Raw genomic sequence first — 4,415 nt, 5'->3', positions numbered from 1 at the left:
GCGGTCACAAGTTTATACGATGCGATTTCCCCAGCACCTCAGGCATTGGTGGCCATTGGCTTGCCCTTGGCCGCGGGTAAAATCATCACTGCCCTGACTGCCAAGTTCAGTGGGGTATTGGTTGTAACCGATGGAATGCTGAGTGATGACTTCTTTGACGGCGTTGACTCCTCGTTTTCAGATTGGTTGGAAAACGCAGACAACAAGGTTGTTGCAACGACGCCTTATTACGGCGGAGCTGCTGCGACCAATTCTGAAGCTTGGACGAACCGCCTCAAGGCAACCACGGGTGATCCACTCAATGACGCGAGTGCATTTACGCCCATGCATGCCGATTGCATGTACCAGATTGCTTTGGCTCTTCTGCAAGGAAATGCGGATGGCCATGGGATGACTCAGAAAGCTGCCTATGAGGGTATGAAGAGCTTTAAGTTTGATGCAGCACAGAGCTCGGCTCGAACAGCAGTGGCTCCGAATAGCGATGGTTTTGTAGCCGCAAAGGCGGCAATTGATGCAGGGACTCCCGTTTATCTCAACGGTGCTTCGGGACCTCAAATATTCGATGAACGCGGCGACCGCCATTATATTCTCCAGTCTTACGGAACACTCTCTATCGTGGAGACCACCCTTGGTTATGATTGGTCCTTGGATAAGCTCTGGGAAAACCTAGAGCCTTAAGTCACCGGTATTGAACTGGCTTCTATCGCCGGCCTCAGATCTTCAAGGAGATTTGAGGCCGGTTTTTTTTATTATTTGGAATAAGGGGCATCCATGCGTAAAGTTGTATAGATGTCTGAAAATAGAAATGCTCAAAGTCGAACCATGGATTTACGCGGTGCGACCACCGTTGGCGTCGGTGCGATTGTTGGTGGGGGCATTTTTGTATTAGCGGGCGTAGCGTTCGAGGCCACGGGGCCGGCGGCCTTATTAGCATTTCTCTTCAATGGGCTCATCGCTCTCTTAACCGCATTAAGCTTTGCTGAAATTTCAACGTCATTCCCGCAGTCGGGCGGTGCCTACACTTTCGCTAAGAAAGTATTATCGGTGCGCGCAGCTTTCGGCGTGGGCTGGTTTATGTGGTTTGCCTATATCGTGGCAGGCGTTCTTTATGCTCTGGGTTTTGCCGCCTACGGTGCTCTTTTGGTGGAGAGTATCTTAGATGTTTTGGGCGTGGCTCAACCGGATTGGTTAGGCAGCCGGAGTACGGCTTTGCTATTAGCGCTCTCTGCTATCATTGCCTATTCGGTCTCTTTGATTCGCAAAAGTACAGGCGGTGGAAGCTGGGCGACCAACGGCAAAGTTGTCGTTTTTGTGGTGTTAATTCTAGCAGGCCTCTTTGCTTTGATGCGCCAGCCTTTAGAGCAGACCGCCGCCAACATGACGCCATTTTTTACCGAGGGCTCGATAGGGCTTTTATCGGCGATGGGTTTTACCTTCATTGCTCTGCAAGGTTTCGACCTCATTTCGACCATAGCCGGAGAAATTAAAGAGCCGGGCAGAGTCATCCCGCGTGCGATGCTCTTTAGTTTAGGCCTCGCATTGGTCATTTATATACCTCTGCTCTTCTTGGTCTCAGCGGTGGGTGTGCCCGAAGGCACCACTATTACGGAACTCTCAGCAAAGCACCCTGAGACCATCGTGGCGCTGGCAGCCAGACATTACATGGGCGAGCTTGGTTATTGGCTGGTGATTATAGCGGCCGTGATGGCGACTCTCTCAGCTCTGCACGCGAATGTATTAGCGGCTTCCCGGGTGGCTCTTTCCATGGCGCGAGATCATACTCTACCGCGTGTTTTTGCAACCATGCACCCAGAGCGTCAAACGCCGGTGATGGCAATTTACGCGACCTCACTAACGCTCATGGCAATTACTCTCATGGTGCCCGATCTTGCGAGTGCTGGTGCGGCTGCAAGTCTTATTTTCTTGCTCTCCTTTGCACTAACGCACGGTACGACCTACCTAGCTCGTAAACGCATGGGCGCCTTGGAAGGCTCATACCAAACTCCATTCTTCCCGCTGGTACCGATTGTGGGCGGGGTGTGCTGCACCGCGCTGGCGATTTTTCAGGCAGTGAACGTTCCCGGGGCTGGTTTGATTGCTTTCTTCTGGCTGGGGCTGGGAAGCCTTCTTTACGTGTCTTTGTTTTCCAAAGGCGCCGAGCTGGTCGATGCGAGCGCTGAGGGCCTAGATCCCACTCTGGTTAAGCTGCGTGGACGAAGCCCTTTTGTATTGCTCCCAGTGGCCAACCCAGCACATGCACAAGCCATGGTGGGGATCGCAAATGCCATGGCTCCAAGCAGTGTTGGCCGTGTACTCCTGTTGAGCATTGTGACAAGCCGAGCCAATGAAGATCCGGATAAAGGATTAAGAGACGCTCAAAACGTATTACAGGAGGCGTTGTCACTTTCGTATTCTCAGGGTCACAGACCTGAAGCCCTGATCACCCGGGCGCCCACCGCGTGGGACGAAATCAAGCGGGTTGCATCTCAGCACCGATGCGAGAGTCTTTTACTCGGTTTGGGTCAGCTTTCGAAGGATACCCACAACCGAGATCTTCAAGATCTTATCGAAGAAGTGGGCTGTGATGTGGCATTGATGAAAAGCCCACCTGAGTGGCAGCTGCACGAAGCTCGAAAAATTCTCGTGCCGGTTGCAGGCCGGGGAACTGAGCACGAACTGCGTGCCCGGTTCCTAGGTAGCCTTAGCCGAGGCAAAGACCGTGAGGTTACTTTTATCTCGGTGGTGCCCGCTTCCGCATCTGAGGCGAGCGTGAAGGATACACGTCAAACCATTGAACGATTGGCCGAAGTGAAGCTGCCAACACACGTCAACGTAGAAGTACTCAAGAGTGATACGCCGGTGGAGGCTATTTTGGAGGTCTCGGAGAACTATGACCTCATCATTTTAGGCCTCGGACGAATCCCGCACGCGAATCTCCTCGAAAACCCCGCCATGCGTATTGCCCATGAGTGCAATACCGCCGCGATTTTGCTGAGCCGCCACAATACCCGCCTTCCTCTTCCTATGATTTTTGACCGCAAAGGCAATTGAACGCTCGACGAATGGGCTCAAAAGGCTATAAACAGGCCCTTGAATTCACAAATTAGGAGCTCACATGCAACGCCGGCCTCTGCCTTTCTTTATCCTACTCGGTTTCAGTCTAAGTCTCTTGGTTGTGGGCTGCAGTTCCGCCGACTCGGATCCTGTTGACTCTTCTGATGCTTCTGACGCCAGCGACGCTTCTGATACGAGCGACGCCTCTGACGCTAGCGATACTTCTGATGCTAGCGACGCTTCCGATACGAGCGACGCCTCTGATGCGAGTGATACTTCTGACGCTAGCGACGCTTCTGATACGAGTGACGCCTCTGACGCTAGCGACGCTTCTGATACGAGCGACGCTTCTGATGCGAGTGACGCTACTGACCCAAGCGATACCGCGGGCAATGATTGCGGCGGCTTCGCTGGACTAACTTGTGACGCAGGTCAGGTGTGCGACATGAGTGAGTATGACTTTTGTGGAAGCGATATGATGGGTACCTGTGTTGTACCTGAAGCGGTCATGTGCACAGAGGAATACGATCCGGTCTGCGGCTGCGATGGCGTGACTTACTCCAATGATTGTTTTCGCCGCGCCGCGTATGTAGCGTTTGGCTCCAACGGTGAATGCGATGTTCCTCAGCCAGATCCTTATGCGGGTCGGCCTATCGGTCAGTGCGTAACCAACGAAGACTGCCAAGAAAACAATACGAACCTCACATGTACCCGAACCGCTCCAGGTGGTGTGTGTAACGGATGCGGTGTTGATGCGGATTGCCCGGGAAGCACAGTGTGTAATCTGGGTGCCTGCGTTATCGAGTGCAGCAGCAGCAATGGTCAGGACGACTGTCCTCCAGGGCTTTACTGCTTAAGCAGCGGCAAGTGCGGCATCAGCTGGTGCACGGGCGGTGAATGCGCGGTGCCGATGTTTGGTTGCAGCGATAGCGGCCGATGTGCACGTATGGAATGTACGGCAGCGATGACATGCCCAGAAAACACGACTTGTGTGGATGACTTATGCATCGAAGATAGGGCACTCTAAAGGTTGTTATGTATGAATCGGCGCCATTGCCCGTAGCGGGCACATCATCACAATGCAGCTCGGATCACCGAGTCAGCATTGTGGTGCCGATCTACAACGAAGTAAAAAACCTCCCCGCGTTTCTCAAAGCATTGGATGAACTGAAGCTACCTTGTGAAAAGGAGCTGGTTTTCATCGATGATTGCTCCGCCGACGGCTCCCGCGCTCTATTGGAAAGCTTTGATTTTAGTTCAAAGGCTGTCTTCATTTTTCATTCAGAGAATAAAGGCAAAGGCTCTGCGGTGCGTGCCGGGATTGCAGCGGCCACCGGTGCGTTTATCGGTATTCAAGATGC

4 protein-coding genes are annotated in these 4,415 nt (G+C 53.0%); all 4 read left to right on the top strand.

Annotated elements, in window-relative coordinates; all coding sequences use genetic code 11:
* Positions 1–678: hypothetical protein (locus HOK28_10520; GenBank protein MBT6433517.1), on the top strand; the 678-nt coding region annotated here is incomplete at its 5' end.
* A 111-nt stretch (positions 679–789) separates the two neighbouring features.
* Positions 790–3,051 (top strand): amino acid permease, encoded by a 2,262-nt coding sequence (locus tag HOK28_10515; GenBank protein MBT6433516.1) that lies wholly within the window; start codon positions 790–792, stop codon positions 3,049–3,051.
* 64 nt (positions 3,052–3,115) lie between these two features.
* Positions 3,116–4,081 carry a hypothetical protein gene (locus tag HOK28_10510; protein ID MBT6433515.1) on the top strand — a complete coding sequence of 322 codons (966 nt, stop codon included), beginning with the start codon at positions 3,116–3,118 and terminating at the stop codon, positions 4,079–4,081.
* 8 nt (positions 4,082–4,089) lie between these two features.
* The coding region (locus HOK28_10505) for a glycosyltransferase family 2 protein (GenBank protein MBT6433514.1) at positions 4,090–4,415 on the top strand (326 nt) is incomplete at its 3' end.

Source organism: Deltaproteobacteria bacterium (assembly GCA_018668695.1).
In the GTDB taxonomy this organism is placed as follows: Bacteria; Myxococcota; XYA12-FULL-58-9; order XYA12-FULL-58-9; family JABJBS01; genus JABJBS01.
The sequence above is the reverse complement of the archived record's forward strand: the minus strand, read 5'-3'. Positions and strand labels throughout refer to the sequence as shown.